The organism is Sulfurovum sp. (assembly GCF_015493435.1).
Taxonomy (GTDB): Bacteria; Campylobacterota; Campylobacteria; order Campylobacterales; family Sulfurovaceae; genus Sulfurovum.
In genome coordinates, this window is the sequence record NZ_WGDD01000008.1 from 1 (window position 1) to 25,769 (window position 25,769).

Below are 25,769 nucleotides of genomic sequence, written 5' to 3' on the forward strand. Positions count from 1 at the left end.
AATGGTGGTCGCTACAAGACTCGAACTTGTGACATCTACCTTGTAAGGGTAGCGCTCTACCAACTGAGCTAAGCGACCATAAGGGTGATTGTTGTGGTGGTGACCCGTCTAGGATTCGAACCTAGGGCCCACTCCTTAAAAGGGAGTTGCTCTACCAACTGAGCTAACGGGTCTTACATTTTGTCATGGCGCGGCGGACGAGACTCGAACTCGCGACCCCCTGCGTGACAGGCAGGTATTCTAACCAACTGAACTACCGCCGCAATGACATACTTATAGTGGTGACCCGTCTAGGATTCGAACCTAGGGCCCACTCCTTAAAAGGGAGTTGCTCTACCAACTGAGCTAACGGGTCACATTTTGCAGGTTTAACTTGCAATAAGTGGACGGAATTATAGCTCAGAAACCTTCGATTGTCAAGAGAATTTTAAAATTATTTAAAAATTTATCACTTCATCGAGTTTCCTGACGGCAAAGATAACGGATTGTTCCTGTATCTCTTCGCGGCTGCCATGAAAATGACAATGATATACTTCCTGCGAAAAAGGTGTTTTAATACCTATATAGACCGTGCCTACCGGCTTGAGCTCCGTACCTCCTGTCGGTCCCGCTATTCCGGAGACTGCTATGGCATAATCACTCTCTGCAAGTTTCTGTATGCCGTTCAGCATCTCTTCGACACAGGCACGGCTGACTGCTCCGTATGTTTCAAGTGTTTCTCTGCTGACACCGAGCCAGCGGTGTTTGATCTCATTGGAGTAGCTTACCACTGAACCGTGAAGGATGTTGGAAGCACCTGGAACAGCCGTAAACGCTGCAGCGATTCTTCCTCCGGTACAGCTTTCTGCAAAACTGACAGTCTGTTTTTGTCTACTAAGTGTTTTTATAAGTTTTTCAACAGTATTTCGAGTATTTTCCATAAGAAGATTGTATCAAAAGTAGCTTCTAATTCACTTTTGGATACAATCACGGGATAATAATGAGCAAGGTATTATCAACTATGGATTATAAAGAGACGCTTCTCCTCCCCAAAACAGACTTCCCGATGCGCGGAAACCTCCCAAACAATGAACCCAAAAAGTACAAAGCCTGGTTTGATACCGATATATATGGCCAAATGAAAACCAAACGTGAAGGTGCCGAAATGTTCACGCTGCATGACGGGCCTCCGTATGCCAATGGTGACATTCACATCGGTCATGCACTCAACAAGATACTTAAAGATATCATCCTGAAGTACAACTATTTTCAGGGCAAAGCGGTCCGTATGACGCCGGGCTGGGACTGTCATGGTCTGCCTATCGAGCAGAAGGTCGAAGAGAAACTCGGCAAAAGCAAGAAAGAAGCCATGCCGACTGAGCAGTTTAGAGCCCTTTGCCGGGAACATGCCGCCAAGTTCATCGATATACAAAGAGACGGTTTCAAGTCGCTCGGTGTGATCGCTGACTGGGAACATCCGTATGTCACGATGGATTTCAAATTTGAAGCGAACATTTACCGAACCCTATGTGAAGTGGCCAAGCGGGGACTTTTGGTAGAACGCCATAAGCCGATCTTCTGGTCGTGGGCGGCGCAGACAGCACTGGCAGATGCAGAAGTGGAGTATGAAGATAAAGAAGATTACTCAATCTATGTGCACTTTGAACTTTCCGATGCAGCCAAAGAAAAGATAGGGGTAGAGGGAAAGGCCGGTCTGGTCATTTGGACAACAACACCGTGGACACTGCCTGCCAATACCGGTATTTCTATCAACCCGGATGAAATGTATGTGCTTACCAATGACGGACATATCGTTGCAGATGCGCGTTACGATGCGATGATTGAAGAGGGTGTCGTTTCCGGGCATGCCTCCCGCAAGATCGCTGCAACCGAACTCGACGGACTGCTGGCGATCAATCCTCTGAACGGACGTTCCTCCAAAGTGGTACTGGGGGAGCATGTCCTGATGGATGGCGGTACGGGTTGTGTCCACACCGCTCCGGGACATGGTGAGGATGACTACAAAGTAGGACTGAAAAACGACCTTGAAGTGATCATGCCTGTCAATGAAAAAGGACTGTATGACGAGTCTGTTGCAGGTTTGAATCTTTTGCCTGAACCTGAGAAGTTTGTAGGAATGCACATTTTCAAAGCCAACGAACCTATTTTGGAACTGCTGGGTGACAGCCTGTTGAAAGTGAGCAAGTTTACCCACTCCTATCCGCACTGCTGGAGAACGAAAAAACCGCTGATCTACCGGGCGACCAACCAGTGGTTCATTTCGATCGACGATACACCCAAAGGTGCTGACAAAACATTGAGGGAATCGGCATTGAATGCTATAGAGTCTGTTGACTTCTATCCTGCATCTGCAAAGAACAGACTGCAGCCGATGATCGAAGGCAGACCGGACTGGTGTATCTCGCGTCAGAGAAGCTGGGGTGTGCCGATAGCATTCTTCAGGGTGAAGAGTACCAAAGAGGTGATCTTCGATGAAGACGTACTTGAACATGTAGCAGCCTTGTTCGACGAACACGGTGCGGATGCCTGGTACTCCATGAATATCGCCGAGCTTCTTCCTCAGGGCAGCCAATACAATCCGGATGATCTTGAAAAGATCGAAGATATCCTTGATGTATGGTTCGACAGCGGTTCGACCTGGAATTCGGTACTGAGTTCGGGTAATTACGATGCAGGAAATTACCCTGCATCCCTTTATCTTGAAGGATCCGACCAGCACAGAGGCTGGTTCCAGTCCTCACTGCTTTTGAGTGCAGCGATCAACCAGATCTCCCCCTATGAAACGCTTATCACCCATGGGTTCACCGTGGATGACAAGGGTGAGAAAATGTCCAAGTCCAAAGGGAACGTCGTTGCTCCGGACAAGGTTATCAAGCAGTATGGTTCAGAGATACTCAGACTCTGGGTAGCGCTGTCGGATTACCAGACGGACCTGAAGATCTCTGACGGCATTTTGAAGCAAACGGCGGAGCAGTACAGAAAGATACGCAATACTTTCAGGTTCCTGCTTGCCAACGTGAACGACCTCGATACGCTGGTTGCGGCGGAAGCATACGGTGAACTGGACCGGTGGATACTGAACAAAGCGAATACGGTTTTTGCCTTGGTCAAAATGAGTTTCGACAGCAATGATTTCCTGAAAGGGTTTGCCGTGCTGAATTATTTCATCACCAATGAGCTCAGCGGTATCTATATGGATATTACCAAAGACAGGCTTTACTGTGAAGCGAAAAACTCGGATGTCAGACGTGCGACACAGTCTGTCATGGCCCTGGTCTCCAAAGCGATGCTTGGACTGATCGCACCGGTCTTGACCTACACGGCAGACGAGATACTGGAATATGCACCGGCCCTCTTTAAAGGTGATATGGAAAATGTTTTTGACCTGCTTTACGAACCGGTACCTGAAATAGCAGCAGGTTTCGATGATGCGATCCTGCTTGAAGCGCGCGAAAAGTTCTCCGAAGCGATCGATTCTCTGAAAAAAGAGAAGGTCATCAAAGCGACACTGGAACTCGAGATCGCCGGAGAGAGAAGTATACTCCCGATCAGCGATGACAAAAACCTTGAAGACTGGTTCGTTGTCTCCGCGGTGAAAGAGAGCAGTGAAGGAGAGAAAGTTGCCTCTTTTGAAGTGGAAGGTAAAACTTTTACCGTACATAAAGCGACCATGGCCAAATGTCCGAGATGCTGGAGATATACCAGTACGTCAGAATCGTGTCTCTGTGAGCGTTGTGAAAAAGTGGCAGGTGCCTGATGTTCGATCTGTCCCAGCCCGTACCGATGGAAGTGATCGTCGGATCAATCTTCTTCATCTTTGCTATGGTAGGAGTCGGGTTGGGAGCGGTAGTGTACTATAAAAAGAAGTTCAAAATAAAGTGAAGAATGACGAATAGAAGGATATAGCGTGATAACACTGAAAGAAGCATTGACAAAATCCGGCGAAGAGTTGACAGCACTCAGAGCGGAGCTCGAAGAGAGGGCAAAAGCATCAGACTTGAACGCCTATGTAGGCTATGAGTCTTCGGGAGAGGGTATACCGATCCTTATCAAGGACAATATCCAGGTAAAAAACTGGCCTGTTACTTCAGGTTCAAAGATCCTTCAGGGGTATATTGCCCCTTATGAAGCCACTGCGATCAGGAACCTCAAAGCCAAAGGGATGATGCCTTTCGGAAGAGCCAACATGGATGAATTTGCTATGGGTTCCACAACGGAAAGTTCTTTTTACGGCCCGACAAAGAATCCCCACGGAACGGACAGGGTTCCCGGCGGTTCTTCGGGCGGTTCGGCAGCAGCGGTTGCCGGTGGCATAGCCATTGCCGCCCTGGGTTCCGATACGGGCGGTTCCATCCGGCAGCCGGCAGCCTATTGCGGTGTCGTGGGAATGAAACCTACCTACGGACGGGTCAGCCGTTTTGGGCTTTCCGCCTATGCTTCAAGCCTCGACCAGATCGGGCCGATAGCCCAGAATGTGGAAGATGCAGCTATTCTGTACGATGCGATCAAGGGGCATGACGACAAAGATTCCACCTCTGCGGATTTCGAGATAGAAGATATCGCCAACCATCTCAACCCGGATGTGAAACTGACCATAGCCGTGATCGACTCACATATCGATGCGGCCGATGCGGATATCCGCAAAGCGTTCAATAAGACCGTCAGCAAACTTGAAGCGGCGGGACACACCATCGTACATAAAGAGATGTCCAATACCAAGTATGATATCGCGACGTACTATGTACTTGCCACAGCGGAAGCGGCCACGAACCTGGCCCGTTATGATGGTGTACGCTACGGACGGAGAGCTGAAGCGAAAAATACGGAAGAGCTGTTTTTCAATACAAGAAGCGAAGGTTTCGGGGAAGAGGTCAAAAGACGTATCATGCTCGGCAACTTCGTACTCTCTTCGGGGTATTATGATGCCTACTATGTCAAAGCGCAGAAGGTAAGACACTTGATCCGTGATGCATACAACAGGATTTTTGAAGAGGCAGATCTGATCCTCTCTCCGGTAGCACCCTCCGTGGCTCCAAAAATGGGTTCGATCCACGATCCTCTCGAGATGTACAAGAGCGATATGTATACGCTGGGGGTAAACCTTGCCGGATTGCCGGGTATTTCGCTTCCTGTGGCAAAGAATGATGAAGGTATGCCTGTCGGACTGCAGCTGATCGCCAAAGCCTTTGATGAAAAAATACTTTTTAACGGTGCTGCCAGTATGGAAAAAGCAGTCAACTATACACACTAAAGGAATAAAGAATGAACATTAAAAAAAGAGCACTCACATTTGAAGATGTATTACTGGTCCCGCAACACTCAACGGTTCTTCCCAAAGAAGTCAGTGTCAAGACGCAACTGACACGCAATGTTTCCCTCAATATTCCTATTGTTTCCGCTGCGATGGATACCGTTACGGAGTTCAAGGCAGCGATCGCTATGGCAAGACTGGGCGGGATCGGTGTGATCCACAAGAACATGGATGTGGCCACACAGGCGCTTCAGGTCAAAAAGGTCAAGAAATCCGAAAGCGGGATCATCATCGATCCTATCTATATCAGTCCGGAAGCGACGGTAGGTGAAGCGGATGCTCTGATGGGAGAATACAGAATTTCAGGCGTGCCTGTTGTGGATGCAGAAAAGAAACTCATCGGTATCATCACGAACCGTGATATGCGTTTCATCACTGATATGAGCCTCAAAGTGGCCGCTACCATGACGCCGGCCCCGCTGGTAACGGCAAAGAAAGGCACCACGCTCGAAGAGGCGGCGAAAGTGCTTCAGAAGCATAAGATCGAAAAACTGCCTATCGTGGATGATGACAACAAATTGATCGGTCTGATTACTATTAAAGATATTGAGAAAAAAGTACAGTTCCCCAATGCAAACAAAGATGAATTCGGCCGTCTCAGAGTAGCTGCGGCGATCGGAGTAGGACAGCTTGACAGAGCTTCGGCACTGGTGGAAGCAGGTGTGGATGTGATTGTTCTTGACTCCGCACACGGCCATTCCCAGGGGATCATCGATACGGTGAAACTCATCAAAAAAGAGTTGGATGTGGATGTGATCGCAGGGAATATCGCTACAGGAGCAGCGGCATTGGATTTGATTGAGGCTGGTGCAGATGGGGTAAAAGTGGGTATCGGGCCCGGTTCCATCTGTACGACACGTATCGTTGCCGGTGTGGGTGTACCCCAGATCTCTGCTATTGATGAGGTGGCAGAGGTTGCCAACAAAGCAGGTGTACCTGTTATTGCAGACGGCGGCATCAAGTACTCAGGTGACGTAGCAAAAGCGCTTGCGGTCGGCGGAAGCTGCGTGATGCTCGGTTCCGCACTGGCGGGAACCTACGAGGCACCAGGTGAGATGATCATCTATAACGGCAGACAGTTCAAAGAGTATAGAGGTATGGGAAGTATCGGTGCGATGACCAAAGGAAGTACAGACAGATATTTCCAGGAAGGAACCGCAGCGGACAAACTCGTTCCAGAAGGGATCGAAGGGCGTGTGCCTTACAGAGGAAAGATCGCTGATGTCGTACACCAGATGATCGGCGGACTCCGTTCTTCCATGGGCTACTGCGGATCCGAGAGCATCAAAGTGTTCTGGGAAAAAGCGGAATTCGTGGAGATCACTTCTGCGGGACTCAAAGAGTCACATGTGCATGATGTAACGATCACCAAAGAGTCTCCCAACTATCACGGTTAAATATCTTCATCTTTCTATCCCACCTTTTTCAAGGTGGATCTTCAATTTCATTCAAACTTCAAGCAAGCACAAGCTATAATTTATCAATACAAGCTAATAAGGAATACTAATGCACGAACAGACACTTGCGATCCATGCAGGATACGACAAAGATGCTATGGGGACTATGGCAGTACCGATCTACCAGACGACAGCGTATGAATTCAGAGATACGGAACATGCAGCGAACCTCTTTGCACTCAAAGAGCTTGGCAATATCTATACCCGTCTGATGAATCCGACAACGGATGTCTTCGAAAAGCGTTTTGCAGCGATTGAAGGCGGTGCGGCTGCCATCGGTACGGCATCGGGAATGGCGGCGATCTTCTATGCCATTGCCAATGTGGCGGAAGCGGGCGACAACATCATCGTAGCAAAGCAGGTTTATGGAGGAACGACGACACTGACCGGGCATACCATCAAGCGTTTTGGTATCGAAACACGCTATTTTGATGTGACGGACCCTGCACAGATAGAAGGGCTTGTCGATGAAAAGACGAAGCTGATCATTTTTGAAAGTATCACCAATCCGAGTATCGATGTGGCCGATATCGATGCGATCGTGTCCATTGCGGACAGACACGGCATTCTGACTTGTGTGGACAATACCGTGGCTACTCCGATCCTCTGCAAGCCGCTTGCACAGGGTGTGGACCTCTCTGTACACAGTACAAGCAAATACACGACAGGGCAGGGGCTTGCCCTTGGCGGTATCATCGTTGAGCGTAAGGAGCTTGTCGAAAAGATCAAAGGGAATGACCGCTACTATCATTTCAATGAACCGGATGCCAGTTATCATGGGCTGGTTTACAGCGATCTGCCTCTGCCTCTGTTCACACTGAGAGTACGACTGGCCCTCCTGCGTGACCTTGGCGGCGCACCCAGCCCGTTCAACTCGTGGCTGCACATCCAGGGCCTTGAGCATTTGCCACTTCGTATGAAACAGCACTCTGCATCGGCATTGGCGATCGCGGAATTCCTGGAAACACATCCGAAGGTGAAAAAGGTCAATTATCCCGGGTTGAAAAGCTCTCCTCAGCATTATCTGATAGAAAAATATTTCAAAGACGGTATGGCGAGCGGCCTGCTTTCCTTTGAAGTGGAAAATAAAGAGATGGCGCAGAAGATCGCGGACAGTACGGAGATCTTTGCGGTAGTAGTAAACATTGGGGACAGCAAGTCCATCATCACACATCCTGCAAGTACCACGCACCAGCAGCTGTCAGACCAGGAGCTCATCGATGCGGGTGTCCCCGGCGGGCTTATCAGGCTCAGTGTCGGGCTGGAAGATACGCAGGATCTCATTGATGATCTTGAAAAAGCATTGGGATAATCCGTAGGGTGCGTGACTACGCACCCTACGAAACAAAAGCCCAAATTAGATAAAATGGCAAAACATTATCCTATCACTAAAGCAGCACATGAAAATCGAAACGAAAACAGCACATTTCTCTTCACCCCTCTACCTTGAAAGCGGCCGTATTTTGGAGCCGTATGAAGTAGCGTACGAGACGTATGGTGAACTGAATGACGACAAGTCCAATGTTGTTCTGGTCTGTCATGCCTTAAGCGGTTCCCATCATGCTGCCGGAACGTATGAAGGCGACAGAAAACCCGGCTGGTGGGATGGTCTTATCGGCGAGGGCAAAGCGATCGATACAAGCAAATATTTTGTCATCTGTACCAATGTTGTGGGTTCGTGTTTTGGCAGTACAGGACCCATGAGCGAAAGTTATCCTTCCTTAGAGCCGTATCGTCTGAAGTTCCCTGTCGTGACGATCAAAGATATGATCAGGGCACAAATGCAGCTGCTTTCGGATTTGGGTATCTACCACCTCAAAGCGATCGTGGGCGGTTCCATGGGGGGAATGCAGGCGTTGCAGTTTGCAGTAGATTACCCAAATTTGGCAGATCATGTCATTTCACTGGCAGCGACTTATGCAACACGACCCTGGACCATAGCATTCAATAAAGTAGCGGTTGAGGCTATTCGCAGAGATCCGCGTTTCGAACACGGAAACTATGCCAAGGATGCTTTTGAAGAAGAGGGACTGGACGGTTTGGCGATCGGCCGTATTGCAGGGCACATCTCTTACCTTTCTCCTACATCTATGGATGAAAAATTCGGAAGAAATTATGTTAGCAATGATGGCCTTTTCGAACTTTTCGGACGCTATGAAGTGGAGCGTTATATGGAATACAATACGAACAACTTTTCCCGGATCTTCGATCCTCTCTCCTATCTTTATATCGTCAAGGCCATCAATACTTTCAACTTGAGCAGAGGGTATGATTCGCTGCATGATGCAATCTTGCGGATCAAAGCTGCGGTGCATTTGATCTCCTTTTCTTCGGATTATCTCTTTTTCCCTTCGGAAATGGAGCATATAGCCAATATGATGGAACGCAACGGACAGAAGTATTCCTATCTTGAAGTAGAGAGTGACTACGGGCATGATGCTTTCCTTGTAGAGCTGGACAAGTTCAGTCAGAACATTGCAGATGTACTGAAGTGAAAAATGAAAAATTACAGTATGCTTTCTTTACAGAAAGCTCTTATACTATTGTAAGGTGCGTAGCCGCGTACCATAAAAGGATGCAGGAATGAAAACAAAAACATTTGAAGAAAAACTGGCATATTCCAAAGAACTGCTTGAAAAGCTGATGAATCCGGAGATTACTCTGGAAGAATCGGTCAAGCTTTACGAAGAGGGTCTTAAGAACATCAAAGAAGCACAAAAACTCATTGAAGAAGCCAAAATGAAGATCACGGTAATAGAACAGCAGAATCAGCAGCTTGCAGGCATAGATGATGGCAGTTAAACAGCTTGTCGTAGCCGCATTGCAGCTGCCAACACTGGGGATGAACGCGACACGGCTTGAATTTTACCTCAAGCAGGCACACAGCCGCGGTGCAGACATAATGCTGTTAGGCGAATATGTGCTGAACCATTTTTTCAAAGAGTTTGCCACTATGGCACCCAACATGGTGAAAGAACAAAGCCGAAAACATACTGAACTGCTAAAAAATCTTGCGATTAAATATGATATCGTTTTTATTGCACCTATCATTGTGACGAAAAAAGACGGCTATCATAAAACCATTGTCAAAGTTACGCCCAAACATACCAGGTATTATGAACAGCAGATACTGCTGCCTTATGCACACTGGAATGAAAAAAGGTTTTTTGCCAATCCTGTAGTACCGCTCAAAGCACCAATGAGCTTTACGATCAAAGGTTTCAAGGTCATGGTGATGGCCGGTTTTGAACTGCATTTCGATCCGTTCTGGCAAATGGTGACCCACAAGAAAATAGACCTTGTCCTGCTTCCTACCGCTTCTACATTCGGTTCCCACAACCGGTGGAGGGAAATCATCAAGACCAAAGCCTTTCTGCATGGTTGTTTTGTTCTTAGAGCCAACCGTCTCGGTGAGTACAGTGACAATGAAGTCAAATGGAAGTTTTACGGCGATACCATGCTGGTTTCCCCTGAAGGCGAAGTAGAAATGATGCTCGAAGACAAAGAATCTATGCTGATAGAAGTCATAGAAAGAGCAGAAGTACTTGAACACCGTAAAGCCTGGGGGTTTGAGAGAGAATTGAAGCAGCGTGAAATATCAGGCTGAAAAGGAGCATGAAAATGGTATCAACGGAAGAGTATTTTAACAGACAGATACAGCTTTGGGGAGAAAGTACACAAAAATCCCTTCAGACAAAAACGATAGCCATTATCGGATCGGGCGGACTGGGCTCGACCCTGGCCTTGGCACTGGGTACCTCAGGGATCGGAGAAATACATATGGTCGATTTCGATACCGTCTCTACCCATAATATTCATCGTCAGATCGCTTTTACGCTTGCGGATGAAGGAAAGAACAAAGCTAGGGCGATCGTAAAACTCATTGAAGCGAAAAATCCTTTTGTCAAAGCTATAGCATATGATATGCCCTTTGATGATTTCAAAGAGAGAGGGAACCGTTATGATCTGATCCTTGATGCTACGGACAATCTTCCTGTCAGAAGTGAAATAGACAAATATGCCAAAGCAACAGGGACACCATGGGTCTATGCCAGTGTTGAAGAGTTCAACGGCCAGGTTTGTTTCTTTGAAAAGGCCAATTTTCAAGTCTTTAATATTTCTGACCATAAACCAGGGGGTATTGCTGCACCTATCGTAATGCATATCGGATCGCTGGAAGCGAATCTGGCTCTGAGGTATCTTGCGGGCCTGCCTGTGGTGAAAGACAAACTCTACTATCTCTATTTTAACGACGAGGGTGAGTTGATCACCCAAAAATTCGGAATGCCAAAAGTATAATCGTGTTAGAATAACACAAATTTTAAAGGATGCGGGTATGAAAATAAAACTTTTTATGCTGTTGGGAACGGCAGCAATGCTTTTTTCCGGCTGTACACAGGAGACACAGAACTCTTTAAGCCGTTCTTTGCAGAACTGGACAGGAACGAACGGTGTATTGGATGTATATGCAGGAGACAAGCTGGTACATAAATTCATCAAAATCGACAAGCTTTCTACCGCTTTTGGAAGCAACGATGGGAAGATACGACCCTACCGCTACGGATATGGAGTGGATGATCTGAATATGAACGGAAAAATAGATCCCGGAGAGAAAAAAGTGTATTTTGAGTTTTCTGACTACTCCACTTCTTATATCTTCTACGAAAGAAATACCAAATAAAGGATAAAATATGGCAAGAATCATAGCTACAGATGAAGCACCAAAGGCGATAGGCCCTTATTCACAGGCAATTGTTGCAAACGGGTTGGTCTATACTTCAGGACAGATCGCACTGATGCCTGACGGCAATATGGAAACACGCGGAGTAGAGCAGCAGACGCATCAGGTCATCAAAAATCTTTTTTATGTACTTGCTGCTGCCGGGGCACAGTTCTCGGACGTGATCAAAACAACGATCTATCTTGCAGACATGAATGACTTTGAAACGGTGAACAAAGTATATGCCCATTATTTCGGTGCCCATAGACCGGCAAGAAGTACTGTCGCTGTCAGATCGCTCCCCAAAAATGCGCTGGTTGAGATCGAGTGTATTGCATTTGCAGACCGACACGTTGATTTTGGTTAATATTCAGTACTTTAAAAAAATATTAAACATTGTTTGGGTATAATCTCAAACTTTTTTAAAATACACAGATAGTAAAGGGTTTGCAATGTACGCAATCATTAAAGCAAGTGGCCAACAATTCAAAGTGCAAGAGGGTGATATCATCTGTTTTGACAACATGGGTCTTGAGCCAAAAGCAGCAGTAGAGTTCAAAGAAGTTCTCGCAATGGACAACGGTGAATTAACAGTCGGTACGCCTTTCGTAGAAGGTGCGGTTGTTAAAGGTGAGGTGATCAACGAAGGCAGAGACAAGAAAGTGATCATCTATAAGAAAAGAAGAAGAAAAGATTCAAAGCTCAAAAGAGGTTTCAGAAGAGACTTCACCAGAGTAAGAATTACTAAAATCGCATAAATATAGAAGGAGCAAGATATGGCACACAAGAAAGGTCAAGGATCCACTCAGAACAACCGTGATTCAGCTGGACGTCGTCTCGGCGTGAAAAAATTCGGTGGTGAAGCAGTTATCCCGGGTAACATCATCATTAGACAAAGAGGTACAAAAGTACATCCGGGCAACGGTGTAGGTATGGGTAAAGACCATACTATTTTCGCACTTGTAGAAGGTGTAGTACAATTTGAGAACAAAACAAGAAGCCAGAAAAGAGTTTCTGTCGTTCCTGCATAATTCCCCATAAGCACTTCACCTGAAAGTGGGGTGCTGTTTTCCACAATTTCTTAAAATTTATTAACAATCGGTAAGGACACAAGCCCACAACTCTGACTATTTCTCTGCTGAGTTGACAGGTTCTTCCTCTTCTTCAACCTTAAAAAGAGGGATACACCTGCTTCTTCCGAGGAACCATCCGTCATTGTAGTCTTTGTCGATCTTAAAGAGTGTATGATTTTTTGTATAGTGTGCCTGGGCGGTTTTGCAGCCGTCCTCAATGCCCTCTTTAAATGTTTCTGAAAAGTTTTTCCCAAAATAAATGCCGTCATAGTAAAATCCGCCTTTACTTTGGGGAACGTGGTGCGGGCCTCCGCATGCCGTAAACAAGAGGGAAGATACTGCAAGAAGCATGACAGGTTTTAAATATTTCATCGGACTCACCTCAAAAAGAATATGGTAGGAATTACGCTAAGAAATTATAGCGACTATTTTTCTAATTTAGATATAATTCCGTAATTGATTTGTCATTATAGCAACAACCTATAATGGTTTTTTTATAGATTTAAAGGTAAATATATGTTTGTAGACAGTGTAGATCTAACGATCAGCTCAGGTAAAGGCGGTGCCGGTGCCATCTCGTTCTGGACGGAGAAATTCGTTATCAAGGGCGGGCCGGACGGCGGTGATGGCGGGCGTGGCGGCTCGGTATTTTTCAAAGTAGACAATAATACCGATACGCTCTCAGGTCTCAGAGGCCGTAATCACATCAAAGCGGAGAACGGCCGTCCGGGAGAAGGACGCAAGAAGTATGGGCGCAAAGGCCAGGATACAACGATCATTGTACCTCCGGGGACCGTGGTGGTAGATATGGAGACAGGAGAAGAACTGCTCGATCTTATAGAAGAAGGTCAGATCGTCAAATTCCTTGAGGGCGGGAAAGGCGGTTTGGGCAATATGCACTTCAAAAGTTCGACGAACCAGCGGCCGACCTATGCACAGCCGGGGCTTCCCGGTATTACCAAACAGGTCAGGCTTGAGATGAAACTCATTGCCGATGTCGGTCTCGTCGGATATCCGAATGTGGGTAAATCAACCCTGATAGCAACCCTTTCCAACGCCCGTCCTCAGGTAGCGAACTATGAATTTACCACATTGACACCCAAACTCGGTGTGGTGCATGTCAGTGACTACGATTCATTCATGATGGCAGATATTCCGGGTATTATCGAGGGAGCAAGTGACGGACGCGGTCTGGGACTGGAGTTTCTCCGGCATATCGAAAGAACAAAAACACTTCTGTTGATGATAGATGCAGCCAATTACAGAGAGATGAAATATCAGTATGAAACACTGCTGGTGGAGCTGGACAGATATTCTGAAACGCTTGCCGGCAGGAAACATGCCATTGCCATTACCAAAATAGACTCATTGAGCCGGGATGAGGTCAATACACTGACAGAGACGTTCCTGAAAGATATTGGGTTGGAAGCGAATGATACGCTGAAAAAATACAAAGCGGACATGAACTATCTCTCTTACGGATTCAAAACGGATTTTGGTGTACCTCTGCCCCAAAAAGAGCCGCTGTTCGTCCTGCCGATCTCTTCCGTTGCGCATATCAATACGGAAGCACTGCGTTATGCGCTGGGTGATTTTGTCAAAAATGTCAAAGAAGAAACAGAAGCCGAAGAGAAGTAGGTAAAATGAAAAAAATTGTGATCAAAGTGGGTTCTCATGTGCTAACAGAAGATGGACGTATTGCCAGAGAGAGAATGATGGCACTGGTTGCTCTCATCTCTGAACTGAAGACTCAGAAATATGAAGTGATCCTTGTGTCTTCCGGTGCAGTAGCGGCCGGATATACCCAACTGGCTTTGGACAGGAAGAAAGTAGCCAATAAACAGGCGCTGGCTGCCATTGGTCAGCCGTTGCTTTTGAAAATGTATCAGGAAAAATTTGCACAGTACAATATTCTCTGTTCCCAGATTCTTTTGAGTGCAGATGTGTTTGATTCTCGTAAAGCAACTGCCCATGCAAAAATAGCGGTAGATACACTCTTGGCAAATGGTGTCGTACCGATCATTAATGAAAACGATACCGTAAGCATCGAGGAGTTGGTATTTGGTGACAATGACAGGCTCTCAGCTCATGTCGCGCATTATTTCGATACACAGATGCTGGTGATACTTTCCGATATTGATGCTTTTTATGACAAGGATCCAAACAGATATGATGATGCTGAACGAAGGGCGGTAGTCACCCATCTCTCTTCAGAAGAACTGGAAGCTGAACATACCCCCAGCAACGAATTCGCTACAGGTGGTATTGTCACCAAACTGCAATCAGCCGATTTTCTTATGAAACACGGCAGGAAAATGTTCCTTGCCAGCGGATTTGACCTTTCCGATGCAAGGGCTTTTTTAATTGACGGAGAGCATCATGGCGGAACACTCTTTACTTCACAGAAGGAAGCATAATGGGATACAAAATAGTTTATATGGGAACACCCCATTATGCCAGAGAGATACTTCAAACACTGATCGATGCGGATGATATGGATCTCAGCCTTGTTCTGACCCAGCCGGACCGTCCGGTAGGGCGCAAAAAGATATTGACACCTCCGCCGGTAAAAGTGTTGGCACAGGAGCAGGGTATCGAAGTACTTCAGCCCAGCCGTTTGAGTGAAGAGGGAATCGAAGAAGCCATTCAAAACCAGAATCCCGACTTCATCATCGTAGCGGCATTCGGGCAGATACTGCCTCAAGCCATTCTTGACATCGCTCCCTGCATCAATTTGCATGCCTCTCTGCTGCCGCAATACCGTGGTGCCTCACCGGTCCAGCAGTCACTGTTAAACGGTGATGAGAAGACCGGTGTGACATCGATGTTGATGGAAGCGGGGCTCGATACGGGACCAATGCTGGGAAAGATCGAATTTATCATTCCCAAAGAGATGCGCCTGTTCGCTTTGATGGAACAGTTGACGAGGGATGCCTGTATGCTGACACTGAGTACTGTGCGCAACTTTGAAAAGATCACGCCTGAAGTGCAGGATGAAAGTAAAGCAACGCTTTGCAAAAAGATCAAAAAGAGTGACGGGGAGATCGGTTTTGAAAATGCCGGGATCATTTACAACAAATACCGCGCATTTGAAGGATGGCCGGGTATTTTCGCGGCCAACGGGACAAAGTTCGATGCGCTGACACTGGTCGATAGTAACACAGTGCACCATGCAGGAGAAATATGCTCTTTTGAGGATGAAAGTGTCATTGTCGGGTGCACTAAAGGTGCCTTGAAGATCGGTATCCTGCAGCCGGCGTCCAAAAAAGCGATGACAGCCAAAGCCTATTGTGTGGGGAGAGGGAAGAACGTTGGAGATCCTATCCTTTAACTGTCTTCCCTCGACACAGAAATACCTTGTAGAACAACTTGAAACCGGGCAGCTTCAGGTGCCTGTTGCGGTCATTGCGATGGAGCAGAGTTCCGGTATCGGAAGCCGTGATAACGAATGGAGCGGCGGAAAAGGGAATTTTTTTGCTTCCATAGCTATGTCGATACACGAGCTTCCCGATGACCTTCCGCTCTCTTCCTCTTCCATCTATTTTTCATTCATCATGAAAAAAACCCTGGAAGCACTGGGTGAAAAAGTCTGGCTTAAATGGCCCAACGATTTTTATCTGAATGAGGGGAAAGTCGGGGGAACGATCACCAAAAAAATAGACAATATGCTGGTATGCGGTATCGGGATCAATTTGAAAAAATCCCAAAACGGCTACACTTCCCTGCAGTCCGCCATAAGCCCGGAAGATCTTCTTCATAAGTACATAGAAAGCCTTTCTGAATTTCCAAAATGGAAGCAGGTTTTTAGCGAATATCAGATAGAATTTGAATTAAGCAAACGTTTTTCAGTCCATATTGAAAACGAGAGAAAGAGCCTTGCAGATGCCGCTTTGTGCGATGATGGCTCTTTGATTATAGGGGGAAAAAAGGTGTATAGTCTACGATGAGCGAGGTGATCAGTATAGCCAATCAGAAAGGCGGGGTAGGAAAGACGACGACAGCCGTGAACCTTGCTGCATCCTTAGCTGAAAAAGGCAAAAAAGTACTGCTGTTGGATATTGACCCCCAGTCCAATGCGACAACAAGCCTCGGCTTTAATAGAAATGACTATGAATACAATATTTACCATGTGCTGATAGGAAGCAAAAAGATCTCTGAAGTGATCCTGAAGTCACAGATCAAAAAACTTGACCTTGTTCCGTCCAATATCGGTCTTGTCGGTATTGAAAAAGAGTTTTACAACAGCAGAAAGAAAAACAGGGAACTGATCCTTAAAGAGAAGATCAAAGAGATTTCCAAAAAATATGACTATGTCATTATTGACTCCCCTCCGGCACTCGGTCCTATTACGATCAATGCCTTGAGTGCTTCGGATTCTGTCATTATTCCTATTCAGTGTGAATTTTTTGCCCTGGAAGGACTGGCACAGCTTTTAAACACTGTCAGTCTTCTGAAAAAGACCATCAATCCCAAACTGAAAATAAAAGGTTTTCTGCCGACAATGTACTCCAAGCAGAATAATCTCTCCAAGCAGGTACTGGCTGATCTGAGCTATCATTTCAAAGACAAACTTTTTCATATGAGAAAAGGCCAGGAATGCATTGTCATACCGCGCAATGTCAAGATAGCAGAATCTCCGAGCTTTGGAAAACCTGTTACACATTATGCCGTAAATTCAAAGGGTTCTCTGGCCTATCGTGATCTTGCAACCGTGATCGTAAGAGGTTAATATGGCGTTGGGCAGAGGATTGGGAGAGATACTCTCCGAAGTGGAAGAAGCATACGAAAAAGAAGACTTGAGCAGTATTGACAGCAGGGAGCTTGAAGCGCAGGGCATACGGGTGGAAGAACTGTCTGTTGAAGACATTTCTCCCAATCCTTTTCAGCCGCGTAAACATTTTGACGAAGAGGCGCTCAAAGAGCTGAGCCGGTCGGTCAAAGAGCATGGACTGCTGCAGCCTATTGTTGTCATAGAGAAAGAGAACGGATATCTGCTGATTGCCGGGGAGCGTCGTCTGCGTGCCCATAAACTGGCAAAACTTGCAACCATCAAGTCGATCATTGCCAATGTCAATATTGATGAAGCAAGATTGAGAGAACTTGCACTTATTGAAAATATCCAGAGAGAAAATCTCAATGCCATCGAGCTGGCGAACTCTTATGCCGAACTGATCGAAGTGCACAATATCACGCATGATGAGCTTTCTTCCATCGTCCATAAAAGCCGTTCCCAGATCACCAATACCATGCGTCTGCTTTCACTCTCTGCCTATGCACAGAAAAAGGTGGCATCCGGCAAGATCTCCCAGGGACATGCGAAAATTCTGACAGGCCTTGACGAAAAAAAGCAAAAGATCATTATTGACAGTATTATAGGGCAGAAACTTTCTGTTCGTGATACGGAGAAGATGGTGAAGCACCATAAAAAAAATGGAATGGACCTTTCTGCCAGGAACAGGCAGACGAACCTGCTTGAAAAATATAAAAAAACATTGAAACAATGCCTTCCGTTTGAGCATAAAGTCAAAGCCAGGAGCATTGAGATAAGTTTTGCTAATGAAAAAGATATTGAAAACTTTTTAACATTCCTCAAAAAAGACTGAATTTTAACCAGCATCTCATCTCCAAAATGATAAAATAATGCGAAATTACATGAGGAGTTTGAATGCTTGACATACATTTACCATTGATGTTGTTCGTCCTAGTGTTATTCCTGATCCTTCTTGTTCTTTTAAATAATATGCTATTCCAGCCTCTTGTTAAGTTTATGGATGACAGAGACCGCTCTATAGCAAAAGATTTAGAAGCAGCAAAAGGACTCAGCGGTAACAGTGATGAACTCAATGCCCAGGCAGCGGAAAACATTGACAATGCCAAAGCTGAAGCTGCAGCGATAAGACAGAAAGCGATCGATGAAGAGAAATCATTGGCGGCAAGTAAAGTTGAAGCGAAGCAAGAAGAGTTGAATAAAAAGTACAAAAACTTCACTGAGAAGTTGGCTGCTGACAAAGAGAATCTCAAAAATTCTTTACTTTCACAAGTGCCTCTGTTCAAAGAGAGCCTAAAAGCCAAGTTTAGCAAACTATAAGAAAAAGGGGATGAATATGAAAAAATTAGCACTGTTCGCTTTACTCTTGTTGCCTGCTATTCTTTTGGCAAGCGGACATGAGAGCGGTGAAGTATCTCGTTATTTTACTCAGACGGGGAGAGAGAGTGATTTTTGGCCAAGGGTGATCAACTTTACGATCTTTGCTTTGATCCTCTATTATCTTGTTGCCAATCCTATCAAAAACTTTTTTAAAGATAGAAGAGAAGGTATTGCGGGACAGCTGAAAGAAATTGAAAGCAAGCTTCAGGCAGCAAAAGATGAAAAGAGAGAAGCCCAGGCCCGTTTGGAAGAAAGTGCAAACAAGGCAGCAGAGATTATTGAAGATGCGAAACTTGAAGCAAAGATCCTTGCTGAAAAGATCGCTGACGCTTCTGTAAACGAGCTCGAGGTTCTTGAAAAACAGTTTGCTGAAAAAACTGCGCTTGAAGAGAGAAAAGCTGCAAGAGAAGTGATTGACGAAGTTCTTTCTGAAAATATTACGACTGACGATATTGCGCTTGATGAATCCAAAATAGTTGACATCATTTCTAAGAAGGTGGCGTAAATGGAAGAATTAATAGCAAAACGTTATGCAACAGCACTTTCTTCTGTAAGCAACGATGTCAAGGGTACAGTAGAAATATTGAATGTATTGACTGAAGCGGTCCTGGTGCCTGAGATTCATGAAGTTCTGACTTCTCCAATCGTATCGGCTGAGAAAAAAACAGAAATGATCCTTTCTGCTCTGGGTGAGAATGAAGATACAAAATTGATTAACTTTATCAGAATTCTCGGTGAAAATAAAAGACTTGACCTGATCCCGGCCATTGCGAAGGTACTCAATGCAGATCTTCAAAAAGAGTCCAATCAGTATGAAGGTGTATTGAAAAGCAGTACAAAACTTGAAGACGGGGAACTTGCAAAACTTGAGAAGACACTCGAAACATATACCGGGTCGAAGATCAAGCTAAAGCAGGAACAGACAGATCTTGACGGATTGCGTGTTTCAGTTGATGATTTGGGTATTGAGGTTAACTTCTCCAAGCAGAGAGTTAAAGAACAACTCATTGATTTCATTAAGAAATCTCTGTAGTTATCTAACAGTAAAGGAGTATCAGTGGCAGTAAAATTGCAAGCAGATGAGATTAGTTCGATCATCAAAGAAAGAATAGAGAACTTTGAGATTGATGTCGACATCAATGAAGTAGGTAAAGTAGTAGGTATCGCGGATGGTATTACAACCGTATATGGTCTTAACAATGTTATGGCAGGAGAGGTTGTAGAATTCGACAACGGTGCAAAAGGCTTGGTCCTTAACCTTGAAGAAGCGAATGTCGGTGTAGTTGTTCTTGGAACAAGTGCCGGTATCAAAGAGGGAATGAGCGTGAAGAGAGCCGGAGAGCTTCTCAAAACACCTGTCGGTGACGGTCTTATGGGAAGAGTGGTCAATCCGCTCGGTGAACCTATTGACGGCAAAGGGATAGTTGAAGCGGCAGAACATAGATTCATCGAAGAAAAAGCACCCGGTATCATGGCAAGAAAATCAGTTCATGAACCGCTTCAAACAGGTATCAAGGCGATCGATGCTCTTGTACCAGTAGGTAGAGGTCAGAGAGAGCTTATCATCGGTGACAGACAAACAGGTAAAACAACATTGGCGATCGATACGATCATTAACCAGAAGGGTCAGGATGTTGTCTGTATTTATGTGGCTATCGGTCAGAAGCAGTCAACGGTTGCAGCAACCGTTAAAAAGCTTGAAGAGTATGGTGCAATGGATTATACGATCATAGTCAATGCCGGTGCGGCAGACTCTGCGGCACTTCAGTTCCTTGCGCCGTATGCCGGTGTTACTATGGCTGAATACTTCAGAGATAACGGCAGACATGCGGTGATCTTCTATGATGATCTTTCCAAGCATGCGGTAGCCTATAGAGAAATGTCACTGATCCTCAGACGTCCTCCGGGTCGTGAGGCATATCCCGGTGATGTTTTCTATCTTCACTCAAGACTGCTTGAAAGAGCGGCAAAACTTTCAGATGCATTGGGTGCAGGATCTATTACGGCATTCCCTATCATTGAGACTCAGGCGGGTGATGTTGCAGCATATATTCCTACGAACGTTATTTCGATTACGGATGGCCAGATCTTCCTTGAAACTGATCTTTTCAACTCTGGTATCAGACCGGCGATCAATGTTGGTCTTTCTGTATCAAGAGTCGGTGGTGCAGCACAAATTAAAGCGACAAAACAGGTTTCAGGTACACTGAGACTTGACCTCGCTTCGTTCAGAGAGCTTCAGGCGTTTGCACAGTTCGCATCCGATCTTGATGACTATACCAGAAGTCAGCTCGAGCGCGGACAGAGAATGGTTGAGGTTCTGAAGCAGGGGCCTTATTCTCCCGTACCGGTTGAAAAGCAGGTTGTGATCATCTTTGCCGGTGCCAACGGATACCTGGATGATATTGCAGCAAGTTCTGTTACCAAGTTCGAAGCAGAGCTTATGCCGTTCATGGAAGCAAAATATTCGTCTATACTTGATGCGATCAGAAATGAGAAGAAGATCTCTGATGAAACGGATGCGCAACTGAGAAAAGCTATCGAAGACTTCAAAACGTCATTCGTTGGATAAGAAAGGCTAGTTATGGCTAATTTAAAAGAAATTAAGCGTAAGATCAGCAGTGTAAAAAATACACAAAAGACGACTAACGCCATGAAGCTTGTCTCTTCTGCAAAACTGAAAAGAACAGAAGAACTTGCAAGAAGATCGAGAGTCTATGCAGCAAAACTGACTGAACTTATTGAAGAGATCGCTCAGAAAATGCAGAACGCAAGTGCAGAAGGTCTTGACAATATATTTTTTCAGGCGAATGATACGCCTAAAAAAATTGACATTGTCTTCATTACTGCGGACAAAGGGCTTTGCGGCGGGTTTAATTCACAAACAATCAAAAGAATCAACCAGTTGATCGCAGAATATCAGGGACAAGGCATTAAAGTAAGACTTAGAGCCGTGGGCCGAAAAGGTATTGACTATTTCAAGTTCAACGGTGTTGAGCTGAATAATGAAATCGTCGGTTTGAGTGCGGCACCGGATTACAAGCAGTCTTCGGAATTTATTGCAGAGGTAGTTGAGTCGTATGTCAATGGTGAAACAGACAGAATCGTTCTTGTACATAACGGATATGTCAATATGATTTCTCAAGAGATCAGACAAGATCAGGTCCTGCCGGTTGACACGTCAAAACTTGAACTCAGCACTGTTTCGACTTCAGAGATGGAAGTGGAACCGGATGATGATGATACCCTGCTTGATGCACTGGTAAAAAGATATGTAGAATACAGTATTTACTATGCTCTTATTGATTCACTTGCTGCTGAACACTCGGCACGTATGCAGGCAATGGATGCAGCAACGAAGAATGCAAAAGAGATGGTGAAGACACTGAACGTCAAATACAACAAAGCACGACAAGAAGCGATTACGACTGAGCTCATTGAGATCATCAGTGGTATGGAATCAATGAAATAATTAGAGGAGAAGAAATGACAGGTAAAATAGTACAAGTCTTAGGTCCAGTTATCGATGTGGATTTTACAGACTATCTACCGGAGATCAACGAAGCGTTGGAGACAACCTTTTCACTTGACGGTAAAGAACACAGATTGGTATTGGAAGTAGCGGCACAGCTTGGTGACAACAGAGTGAGAACCATTGCAATGGATATGAGTGAAGGTGTCGTAAGAGGCCAGGAAGTCAAAGCAACCGGTGATTCAATCAAAGTACCGGTCGGCGAGCCTGTTCTCGGACGTATCTTTAACGTTATCGGTGAAGCGATCGATGAAGCGGGTGATGTGAATGCGACAGAATTCTGGTCTATTCACAGAGATCCTCCTCCATTTGAAGACCAGAGTACGAAAACAGAAGTTTTTGAAACAGGTATTAAAGTTGTTGACCTTCTTGCACCCTATTCAAAAGGTGGTAAAGTCGGACTTTTCGGTGGTGCGGGTGTCGGTAAGACAGTCATCATCATGGAGCTCATCAACAACGTTGCAATGAAACACAGCGGTTATTCTGTATTTGCAGGTGTTGGTGAAAGAACACGTGAAGGTAACGACCTTTACTACGAAATGAAAGAATCGAACGTACTTGACAAAGTGGCACTCTGCTATGGTCAAATGAGTGAACCTCCGGGAGCAAGAAACAGAATCGCACTTACCGGTCTTACAATGGCTGAGTACTTCCGTGACGAGATGGGACTTGATGTTCTTATGTTCATCGACAACATTTTCCGTTTTGCACAGTCAGGTTCAGAAATGTCTGCGCTTCTTGGACGTATCCCTTCAGCGGTTGGTTACCAGCCGACACTTTCAAGAGAAATGGGTGCACTTCAGGAGCGAATTACATCAACAACAAAAGGTTCTATTACTTCTGTGCAGGCAGTATACGTTCCTGCGGATGACTTGACCGACCCGGCTCCTGCTTCTGTATTTGCACACTTGGATGCAACAACGGTTCTGAACAGATCGATCGCTGAAAAAGGTATTTACCCGGCAGTGGATCCATTGGATTCAACCTCAAGAATGCTCGATCCTCAGATTGTCGGTGAAGAACACTACAATGTGGCACGCGGTGTGCAGCAGATCCTTCAGAAATACAAAGATCTTCAGGATATTATTGCGATTCTCGGTATGGATGAACTTTCGGAAGATGACAAACTTGTTGTTGAAAGAGCAAGAAAGATCGAAAAATATCTTTCACAGCCATTCCACGTTGCTGAAGTATTTACAGGTTCTCCAGGGGTGTATGTTACACTTGAAGACACCATTGAAGGATTTAAAGGTCTTCTTGAAGGTAAATATGACGACATGAACGAAGCGGCATTCTACATGGTAGGAAATATGGCTGAGGCTGTTGCGAAAAACGATAAGATCAACGCTAAGTAAGCTTAGTTCTTGTCTGACAAAGGATAATTATGGAACTAATGAAGCTTGAAATCGTTACACCCAACGGTGTGATTTTCGATGATGAAGTCAAACAGGTAACGCTTCCGGGGTCAGAAGGCGAATTTGGTGTTCTGCCAAAACACGCTACCCTGGTTTCACTGCTGGATGCAGGTATTATCGTTATTGAAAAAGCGGACGGAAGCGAAGTGGCTGTTGCCATCAACTCCGGTTATGTAAAAGTAGATGAAGAGAAAACAACCTGCATTGTAGACGGTGCAGTGGCTCTCTCTGGAGAGGACAGCAACCTTTCCAAAGCACTTGAAGAGGCGAAAGAACTTCTTAAAAAAGCAGAATCTTCAAGCATTGCGATCGCATCTGCGGTCAGCAAAGTTGAGCAGATCGGAAAGTCTTTCTAATTGGGCTCTCTCCTGGATTATTTCATTAGCAGCAGTGCGATAACACTTTTCGTACTGCTGCTGCTTTCCGCTTACTTCATTATCACTTTCTGGGTATTTCTGGACAGATACTATATTTTGAATTCCCGTATAAAATCAGAAGCAAAATCTCTCAAAGCACTTTATTCAGGCCAGTCAAAATCAGTGTTGAGCAATTCACTTATTTTTACTTATCTGAGCCGTGTCAACACCCCGAACAAAGCTATACTCGAAGCGGCATCCTCCGATGCGATACGCGTTTCGACCAAAGGACTTACCTGGCTTTCCATCATTGCATCAACTTCACCGTTTATCGGGCTTTTCGGTACAGTGATCGGGATACTGGAAACTTTTTCAAAACTGAGCGGACAGTCGACAGCCTCACTTTCCGTCGTTGCACCGGCGATCTCTGAGGCACTTATCGCTACAGCCGCGGGCATTGCTGTGGCTATTTTTGCCTACACTTTCCACCTGATACTGAAACGTAAAGCATATGAACTGAGTTCTTTACTCTCTTCCCAATCTGAAGTTATTCTCTCCCAGACGGAGGAGTAGCATATGTTCTCATGGGATGACAATCCGGATCTGAATATTACGCCGCTGGTAGATGTCATGCTGGTGCTGATGGCGATCCTGATGATCACAGCACCTACGATCAATTTTCAGGAGCAGATCGATCTTCCTCAAGGTTCGAAAACGGTTAAGGTTACCAAACCGAAGACCATTACGATACGCATGGACAAAAAACGTAAGATTTACTTGAATAACGATACCTATTCGCTTGATACGTTTGCAGACGATTTTGTCAACAAGTCGGCCAGGATGAATAAGAATTCCGAAGTGTATATTCGTGCAGATGAGCGGCTCAGGTACAAAGATGTCATGTACCTGCTCAAAAGTGTCAAGGCAGCAGGCTTTGAGAAGGTCTCTCTTATTACATTATGATCAAACATTCTTCGACAGTTATATCAGGTATTCTGGCGTTTGCAGTATATTTTGTGATTGTCGGTTTGCTTATTTTTTATTTCAATACCCGAAATGAAGACAGGAGCAAACACTTTGTCAAAAAAAATGAAAAACGTATACAGGTAGCACTTTCGGCACCCAAAAAGGTAACTTCATCCAAAAAAAAGGTGAAAAAAAAGTCCAGTATCAAGTCTAAACACAGGATGAAAACCAAACCGAAGCAAAAACCAAAAACCAAAAAGAAAGTGATTAAAGAAAAAAGGATTAAAAAGAAAATTGTCAGGAAGAAAACTGTCAGGAAAAAAGACCAGAACCTTAGCAAACCGAAAAACAAAGCGAGAGATCTTTTTAAAAATATAAAAACAGCAAAAAAGAAGAAACTGCTGATCAAAGTTTCTGACAAACCTATAGAAAGCAAACCCAAAAATGATTTGATCAAAGTCACTGATATGAGTGCCAGCGAGCGTATTGATGCATCACTGAAGGCACACAATAAAAGTGACAGGGGTGTAGAGAATGCCTACTTTGCCAAAGTACAGCGTATGCTGGAGGAGTGGCCCGCACAAAGCGATTTTGCCGGGGAAAAAGCCAAAGTGATCCTCTCTATCAAACCCAGCGGGCATTTTGAGTTCAAAATCGTTTCCCAGTCCAGTATTCCTGCCTTTAACCAGGGTCTCAAAGAATTTCTTGAGCAGCTTCAGATATTGGGGTTCGGCCCGCACAATGCAGGACGTACCTATAAATTTGAAGCAGAGTTCATTGCAAAAGACTGA

31 protein-coding genes and 4 tRNA genes are annotated in these 25,769 nt (G+C 45.2%); 29 read left to right on the forward strand and 6 right to left on the reverse strand.

The features are described from left to right. Positions 1–2: 2 nt before the first annotated feature. From F8L24_RS01530 to F8L24_RS01550, 5 genes are all read right to left on the reverse strand, one after another. Positions 3–78 (reverse strand) — tRNA-Val (locus F8L24_RS01530). A 19-nt stretch (positions 79–97) separates the two neighbouring features. Further along, positions 98–173, reverse strand: a tRNA-Lys gene (locus tag F8L24_RS01535). 13 nt (positions 174–186) lie between these two features. Continuing rightward, a tRNA-Asp gene (locus F8L24_RS01540) sits at positions 187–263 on the reverse strand. Between the two features lie 16 nt (positions 264–279). Next, positions 280–355: transfer RNA gene (locus F8L24_RS01545), tRNA-Lys, on the reverse strand. Between the two features lie 82 nt (positions 356–437). Further along, entirely contained in the window at positions 438–920 is a 483-nt protein-coding gene (locus F8L24_RS01550) for a CinA family protein (RefSeq protein ID WP_294951136.1), read from the reverse strand. An 80-nt stretch (positions 921–1,000) separates the two neighbouring features. Between F8L24_RS01550 and ileS the strand changes: the two genes are divergently transcribed. The 13 genes from ileS to rpmA all read left to right on the forward strand — a co-directional run bounded on the left by ileS (position 1,001) and on the right by rpmA (position 12,519). Beyond that, positions 1,001–3,757: an isoleucine--tRNA ligase gene (gene ileS, locus F8L24_RS01555; RefSeq protein WP_294951137.1), complete on the forward strand. Its 2,757-nt coding sequence runs from the start codon at positions 1,001–1,003 to the stop codon at positions 3,755–3,757. Next, positions 3,757–3,882 carry a hypothetical protein gene (locus F8L24_RS01560; RefSeq protein ID WP_294951138.1) on the forward strand — a complete coding sequence of 42 codons (126 nt, stop codon included), beginning with the start codon at positions 3,757–3,759 and terminating at the stop codon, positions 3,880–3,882. The genes ileS and F8L24_RS01560 overlap by 1 nt, the downstream gene beginning before the upstream one ends. 25 nt (positions 3,883–3,907) lie before the next feature. Further along, positions 3,908–5,251, forward strand: a complete 1,344-nt coding sequence (gene gatA / locus F8L24_RS01565; protein WP_294951139.1) for an Asp-tRNA(Asn)/Glu-tRNA(Gln) amidotransferase subunit GatA — start codon at positions 3,908–3,910, stop codon at positions 5,249–5,251. Between the two features lie 11 nt (positions 5,252–5,262). Next, positions 5,263–6,708: an IMP dehydrogenase gene (guaB, locus tag F8L24_RS01570; protein ID WP_294951140.1), complete on the forward strand. Its 1,446-nt coding sequence runs from the start codon at positions 5,263–5,265 to the stop codon at positions 6,706–6,708. Between the two features lie 109 nt (positions 6,709–6,817). Further along, a complete protein-coding gene (locus F8L24_RS01575) occupies positions 6,818–8,080 on the forward strand; it encodes an aminotransferase class I/II-fold pyridoxal phosphate-dependent enzyme (RefSeq protein ID WP_294951141.1) in 1,263 nt (420 codons plus the stop codon). 88 nt (positions 8,081–8,168) lie between these two features. Continuing rightward, positions 8,169–9,263: a homoserine O-acetyltransferase gene (locus F8L24_RS01580; RefSeq protein ID WP_294951142.1), complete on the forward strand. Its 1,095-nt coding sequence runs from the start codon at positions 8,169–8,171 to the stop codon at positions 9,261–9,263. 88 nt (positions 9,264–9,351) lie between these two features. After that, positions 9,352–9,570, forward strand: a complete 219-nt coding sequence (xseB, locus tag F8L24_RS01585; RefSeq protein WP_294951143.1) for an exodeoxyribonuclease VII small subunit — start codon at positions 9,352–9,354, stop codon at positions 9,568–9,570. Then, on the forward strand, positions 9,560–10,375 hold the full coding sequence (locus F8L24_RS01590; RefSeq protein WP_294951144.1) for a carbon-nitrogen hydrolase family protein: 816 nt from the start codon (positions 9,560–9,562) through the stop codon (positions 10,373–10,375). Before xseB ends, F8L24_RS01590 begins: the two co-directional genes overlap by 11 nt. A 14-nt stretch (positions 10,376–10,389) precedes the next feature. Further along, the gene (locus F8L24_RS01595; RefSeq protein ID WP_294951145.1) at positions 10,390–11,067 is read left to right on the forward strand and encodes a ThiF family adenylyltransferase; all 678 of its coding nucleotides are present in this window, start codon (positions 10,390–10,392) and stop codon (positions 11,065–11,067) included. Between the two features lie 37 nt (positions 11,068–11,104). Then, entirely contained in the window at positions 11,105–11,449 is a 345-nt protein-coding gene (locus F8L24_RS01600; RefSeq protein ID WP_294951146.1) for a hypothetical protein, read from the forward strand. Between the two features lie 10 nt (positions 11,450–11,459). Next, complete coding sequence (locus F8L24_RS01605; RefSeq protein ID WP_294951147.1) at positions 11,460–11,855, forward strand: RidA family protein; 396 nt, start codon at positions 11,460–11,462, stop codon at positions 11,853–11,855. Between the two features lie 85 nt (positions 11,856–11,940). After that, the gene (gene rplU, locus F8L24_RS01610; protein ID WP_294951148.1) at positions 11,941–12,246 is read left to right on the forward strand and encodes a 50S ribosomal protein L21; all 306 of its coding nucleotides are present in this window, start codon (positions 11,941–11,943) and stop codon (positions 12,244–12,246) included. An 18-nt stretch (positions 12,247–12,264) separates the two neighbouring features. Next, positions 12,265–12,519 carry a 50S ribosomal protein L27 gene (gene rpmA, locus F8L24_RS01615; RefSeq protein ID WP_294951149.1) on the forward strand — a complete coding sequence of 85 codons (255 nt, stop codon included), beginning with the start codon at positions 12,265–12,267 and terminating at the stop codon, positions 12,517–12,519. A gap of 96 nt (positions 12,520–12,615) precedes the next feature. On the opposite strand, the gene F8L24_RS01620 is transcribed toward rpmA, so the two are convergent. Beyond that, positions 12,616–12,933 carry a hypothetical protein gene (locus F8L24_RS01620; RefSeq protein WP_294951150.1) on the reverse strand — a complete coding sequence of 106 codons (318 nt, stop codon included), beginning with the start codon at positions 12,931–12,933 and terminating at the stop codon, positions 12,616–12,618. 144 nt (positions 12,934–13,077) lie between these two features. Between F8L24_RS01620 and obgE the strand changes: the two genes are divergently transcribed. The 16 genes from obgE (at position 13,078) to F8L24_RS01700 (ending at position 25,769) form a co-directional block, all read left to right on the forward strand. Next, positions 13,078–14,199, forward strand: coding sequence for a GTPase ObgE (gene obgE, locus F8L24_RS01625; RefSeq protein ID WP_294951151.1), 1,122 nt, complete (start codon positions 13,078–13,080; stop codon positions 14,197–14,199). 5 nt (positions 14,200–14,204) lie between these two features. Next, complete coding sequence (proB, locus tag F8L24_RS01630) at positions 14,205–14,978, forward strand: glutamate 5-kinase (RefSeq protein WP_294951152.1); 774 nt, start codon at positions 14,205–14,207, stop codon at positions 14,976–14,978. Continuing rightward, complete coding sequence (gene fmt, locus F8L24_RS01635; protein ID WP_294951153.1) at positions 14,978–15,892, forward strand: methionyl-tRNA formyltransferase; 915 nt, start codon at positions 14,978–14,980, stop codon at positions 15,890–15,892. Before proB ends, fmt begins: the two co-directional genes overlap by 1 nt. Then, positions 15,873–16,508, forward strand: coding sequence for a biotin--[acetyl-CoA-carboxylase] ligase (locus F8L24_RS01640; RefSeq protein ID WP_294951154.1), 636 nt, complete (start codon positions 15,873–15,875; stop codon positions 16,506–16,508). Before fmt ends, F8L24_RS01640 begins: the two co-directional genes overlap by 20 nt. Next, entirely contained in the window at positions 16,505–17,290 is a 786-nt protein-coding gene (locus F8L24_RS01645; RefSeq protein ID WP_294951155.1) for an AAA family ATPase, read from the forward strand. Before F8L24_RS01640 ends, F8L24_RS01645 begins: the two co-directional genes overlap by 4 nt. A gap of 1 nt (position 17,291) precedes the next feature. After that, positions 17,292–18,164: a ParB/RepB/Spo0J family partition protein gene (locus F8L24_RS01650; RefSeq protein WP_294951156.1), complete on the forward strand. Its 873-nt coding sequence runs from the start codon at positions 17,292–17,294 to the stop codon at positions 18,162–18,164. A 62-nt stretch (positions 18,165–18,226) separates the two neighbouring features. After that, positions 18,227–18,649: a F0F1 ATP synthase subunit B' gene (locus F8L24_RS01655; protein ID WP_294951157.1), complete on the forward strand. Its 423-nt coding sequence runs from the start codon at positions 18,227–18,229 to the stop codon at positions 18,647–18,649. A 16-nt stretch (positions 18,650–18,665) separates the two neighbouring features. Then, positions 18,666–19,214 (forward strand): F0F1 ATP synthase subunit B, encoded by a 549-nt coding sequence (locus tag F8L24_RS01660; protein WP_294951158.1) that lies wholly within the window; start codon positions 18,666–18,668, stop codon positions 19,212–19,214. Continuing rightward, positions 19,215–19,742: a F0F1 ATP synthase subunit delta gene (locus F8L24_RS01665; protein WP_294951159.1), complete on the forward strand. Its 528-nt coding sequence runs from the start codon at positions 19,215–19,217 to the stop codon at positions 19,740–19,742. Between the two features lie 24 nt (positions 19,743–19,766). After that, positions 19,767–21,281: a F0F1 ATP synthase subunit alpha gene (atpA, locus tag F8L24_RS01670; RefSeq protein ID WP_294951160.1), complete on the forward strand. Its 1,515-nt coding sequence runs from the start codon at positions 19,767–19,769 to the stop codon at positions 21,279–21,281. Positions 21,282–21,293: 12 nt separating this feature from the next. Continuing rightward, positions 21,294–22,181 (forward strand): ATP synthase F1 subunit gamma, encoded by an 888-nt coding sequence (atpG, locus tag F8L24_RS01675; RefSeq protein WP_294951161.1) that lies wholly within the window; start codon positions 21,294–21,296, stop codon positions 22,179–22,181. Positions 22,182–22,195: 14 nt separating this feature from the next. Beyond that, positions 22,196–23,596 (forward strand): F0F1 ATP synthase subunit beta, encoded by a 1,401-nt coding sequence (gene atpD, locus F8L24_RS01680; protein WP_294951162.1) that lies wholly within the window; start codon positions 22,196–22,198, stop codon positions 23,594–23,596. Positions 23,597–23,625: 29 nt separating this feature from the next. Continuing rightward, entirely contained in the window at positions 23,626–24,012 is a 387-nt protein-coding gene (gene atpC, locus F8L24_RS01685; RefSeq protein WP_294951163.1) for an ATP synthase F1 subunit epsilon, read from the forward strand. Continuing rightward, a complete protein-coding gene (locus F8L24_RS01690) occupies positions 24,013–24,585 on the forward strand; it encodes a MotA/TolQ/ExbB proton channel family protein (RefSeq protein ID WP_294951164.1) in 573 nt (190 codons plus the stop codon). 3 nt (positions 24,586–24,588) lie between these two features. Next, the gene (locus F8L24_RS01695; protein WP_294951165.1) at positions 24,589–24,975 is read left to right on the forward strand and encodes a biopolymer transporter ExbD; all 387 of its coding nucleotides are present in this window, start codon (positions 24,589–24,591) and stop codon (positions 24,973–24,975) included. Then, positions 24,972–25,769, forward strand: coding sequence for a TonB C-terminal domain-containing protein (locus F8L24_RS01700; protein ID WP_294951166.1), 798 nt, complete (start codon positions 24,972–24,974; stop codon positions 25,767–25,769). Before F8L24_RS01695 ends, F8L24_RS01700 begins: the two co-directional genes overlap by 4 nt.

Bases quoted from the DNA above. Each gene is read 5' to 3' on its own strand.
- F8L24_RS01550 (WP_294951136.1), bottom strand. From the start codon at position 920: ATGGAAAATACTCGAAATACTGTTGAAAAACTTATAAAAACACTTAGT.
- F8L24_RS01650 (WP_294951156.1), top strand. From the start codon at position 17,292: ATGGCGTTGGGCAGAGGATTGGGAGAGATACTCTCCGAAGTGGAAGAA.
- ileS (WP_294951137.1), top strand. From the start codon at position 1,001: ATGGATTATAAAGAGACGCTTCTCCTCCCCAAAACAGACTTCCCGATG.
- atpC (WP_294951163.1), top strand. From the start codon at position 23,626: ATGGAACTAATGAAGCTTGAAATCGTTACACCCAACGGTGTGATTTTC.
- F8L24_RS01580 (WP_294951142.1), top strand. From the start codon at position 8,169: ATGAAAATCGAAACGAAAACAGCACATTTCTCTTCACCCCTCTACCTT.
- F8L24_RS01660 (WP_294951158.1), top strand. From the start codon at position 18,666: ATGAAAAAATTAGCACTGTTCGCTTTACTCTTGTTGCCTGCTATTCTT.
- F8L24_RS01600 (WP_294951146.1), top strand. From the start codon at position 11,105: ATGAAAATAAAACTTTTTATGCTGTTGGGAACGGCAGCAATGCTTTTT.
- guaB (WP_294951140.1), top strand. From the start codon at position 5,263: ATGAACATTAAAAAAAGAGCACTCACATTTGAAGATGTATTACTGGTC.
- F8L24_RS01700 (WP_294951166.1), top strand. From the start codon at position 24,972: ATGATCAAACATTCTTCGACAGTTATATCAGGTATTCTGGCGTTTGCA.
- F8L24_RS01645 (WP_294951155.1), top strand. From the start codon at position 16,505: ATGAGCGAGGTGATCAGTATAGCCAATCAGAAAGGCGGGGTAGGAAAG.
- atpD (WP_294951162.1), top strand. From the start codon at position 22,196: ATGACAGGTAAAATAGTACAAGTCTTAGGTCCAGTTATCGATGTGGAT.
- F8L24_RS01590 (WP_294951144.1), top strand. From the start codon at position 9,560: ATGGCAGTTAAACAGCTTGTCGTAGCCGCATTGCAGCTGCCAACACTG.
- obgE (WP_294951151.1), top strand. From the start codon at position 13,078: ATGTTTGTAGACAGTGTAGATCTAACGATCAGCTCAGGTAAAGGCGGT.
- fmt (WP_294951153.1), top strand. From the start codon at position 14,978: ATGGGATACAAAATAGTTTATATGGGAACACCCCATTATGCCAGAGAG.
- F8L24_RS01655 (WP_294951157.1), top strand. From the start codon at position 18,227: ATGCTTGACATACATTTACCATTGATGTTGTTCGTCCTAGTGTTATTC.
- F8L24_RS01665 (WP_294951159.1), top strand. From the start codon at position 19,215: ATGGAAGAATTAATAGCAAAACGTTATGCAACAGCACTTTCTTCTGTA.
- rpmA (WP_294951149.1), top strand. From the start codon at position 12,265: ATGGCACACAAGAAAGGTCAAGGATCCACTCAGAACAACCGTGATTCA.
- rplU (WP_294951148.1), top strand. From the start codon at position 11,941: ATGTACGCAATCATTAAAGCAAGTGGCCAACAATTCAAAGTGCAAGAG.
- F8L24_RS01560 (WP_294951138.1), top strand. From the start codon at position 3,757: ATGTTCGATCTGTCCCAGCCCGTACCGATGGAAGTGATCGTCGGATCA.
- proB (WP_294951152.1), top strand. From the start codon at position 14,205: ATGAAAAAAATTGTGATCAAAGTGGGTTCTCATGTGCTAACAGAAGAT.
- xseB (WP_294951143.1), top strand. From the start codon at position 9,352: ATGAAAACAAAAACATTTGAAGAAAAACTGGCATATTCCAAAGAACTG.
- F8L24_RS01605 (WP_294951147.1), top strand. From the start codon at position 11,460: ATGGCAAGAATCATAGCTACAGATGAAGCACCAAAGGCGATAGGCCCT.
- F8L24_RS01575 (WP_294951141.1), top strand. From the start codon at position 6,818: ATGCACGAACAGACACTTGCGATCCATGCAGGATACGACAAAGATGCT.
- F8L24_RS01595 (WP_294951145.1), top strand. From the start codon at position 10,390: ATGGTATCAACGGAAGAGTATTTTAACAGACAGATACAGCTTTGGGGA.
- F8L24_RS01695 (WP_294951165.1), top strand. From the start codon at position 24,589: ATGTTCTCATGGGATGACAATCCGGATCTGAATATTACGCCGCTGGTA.
- atpG (WP_294951161.1), top strand. From the start codon at position 21,294: ATGGCTAATTTAAAAGAAATTAAGCGTAAGATCAGCAGTGTAAAAAAT.
- F8L24_RS01620 (WP_294951150.1), bottom strand. From the start codon at position 12,933: ATGAAATATTTAAAACCTGTCATGCTTCTTGCAGTATCTTCCCTCTTG.